Consider the following 1,286-nt stretch of genomic DNA (forward strand, 5'->3'; position numbering starts at 1 on the left):
CCGTAGAGCTCAACCCGCCCCCGGCCGAATACGTGTGGCACGACGAGCACGCCGAGCAGCAGGAACAGCGCTACGGCCCGGGAGTTGGCGAGACGTCCGCTGCCCGCGCGGGCCGGCGGCCCGGGGGTGCCGTGGCCAGGGCCGAGCAGCACCGGATCAGCCGGAGGGCGGAGGCGACCGGTGCGTACTGCCGATACGCCTGCGTGCCGCCGGTGCCGCGCAGGGAGATCCACCACTGCATCACGTACGAGGGGGCGTACATGAGGACCGCGGCCGCGAGCACCACCCACACCGCTCCGGCGTGCTGCAGTGCCGCGCGCGCCGGCGCGGGCCAGTGGTCGAAGCCCGCCCAGGCTGCGGCGAGGGCGCCCCACAGGGCGAAGGTGGTGATCAGGATGACCTGGTTGGCGTGCCAGAGGGCGAAGGTGCGCCGCCTGACCGCGTCACGGACCGGTGGGGGCAGCGGCCGGGCAGCGCCGGTGGCCGCGAGCGCGGTACCGGTGTCGGCGGCGACCTCCGCGATGTCGGCATGGATGAAGGCCCAGTTGCCCCGGGCAGTGCCCCGCAGCAAGGGCCAGAGCGTACTCACGGACGCGTGGGCCGGCGGCACCCCTCCCCCTCCCCCTCCACTTCCCCGTGGCTCCCGGCGAAGGGTGCCGGTCGGAGCCTGCCACATCCGCGATCGCCGCGCGGCGCCTTTCCCGTGGCCGACCCGGCGCGGTCAGACGGCCGGCGACGCCGTGCTCTGCGGCGGCCGCGCGGACCGGGGTGCCGGTACGGACTGCGGCGACGGGGCCTGGAGGTGCTGGGCGGCCTCGGCCGCGGTGTGGGAGGAGGCGAAGGTGAACGCCCGCGGGGACGGCCCGTGCGCCTGGAGGTCCGCCAGCCGCTCCAGGGCCTCCCCGACGGTCGGGAGGTGGCCGGCGGGAACCCACCAGAGGACCAGGTGCGCATCGACGTGCCGCTCGAACCATTCACGGCGCCGCCGCATCACGTCCAGGTGCCCGCTGCGGTAGGTGAAGTCCCACAGCGCTTCCTGCGTCTCCCACACCGACATGTTGACGATGACGTCCTCGCCCGCCGGCCGCAGCGCGGTGGCGTCGGCGGCCCCCTCCTCCGCGAGTCGCCACACGAACCCCGGCGTGCCGTCGGCGGCGGCGTTCACCGGGTCGAGCAGTTCGACGAACGGCGCCATGCGCGGGTCGTCGAGCGGATACCGGAGCGTGGCGACGTTGATCTGGGCGAGGTGGGCGGCGCGCGCGTCGTGCTGGGATGCGGTCATGACC

General features: G+C 75.0%; 2 protein-coding genes. Both read right to left on the reverse strand.

The genetic code is table 11. The annotated features are described in order from the left end of the window. Positions 1 to 70: 70 nt before the first annotated feature. A complete protein-coding gene (locus ACFXA3_RS42710; RefSeq protein ID WP_385196970.1) occupies positions 71 to 571 on the reverse strand; it encodes a hypothetical protein in 501 nt (166 codons plus the stop codon). A gap of 150 nt (positions 572 to 721) precedes the next feature. Then, positions 722 to 1,282 (reverse strand): DUF3291 domain-containing protein, encoded by a 561-nt coding sequence (locus ACFXA3_RS42715; RefSeq protein WP_385196972.1) that lies wholly within the window; start codon positions 1,280 to 1,282, stop codon positions 722 to 724. Positions 1,283 to 1,286 lie beyond the last annotated feature (4 nt).

The organism is Streptomyces sp. NPDC059456 (assembly GCF_042750055.1).
Lineage (GTDB): Bacteria > Actinomycetota > Actinomycetes > Streptomycetales > Streptomycetaceae > Streptomyces.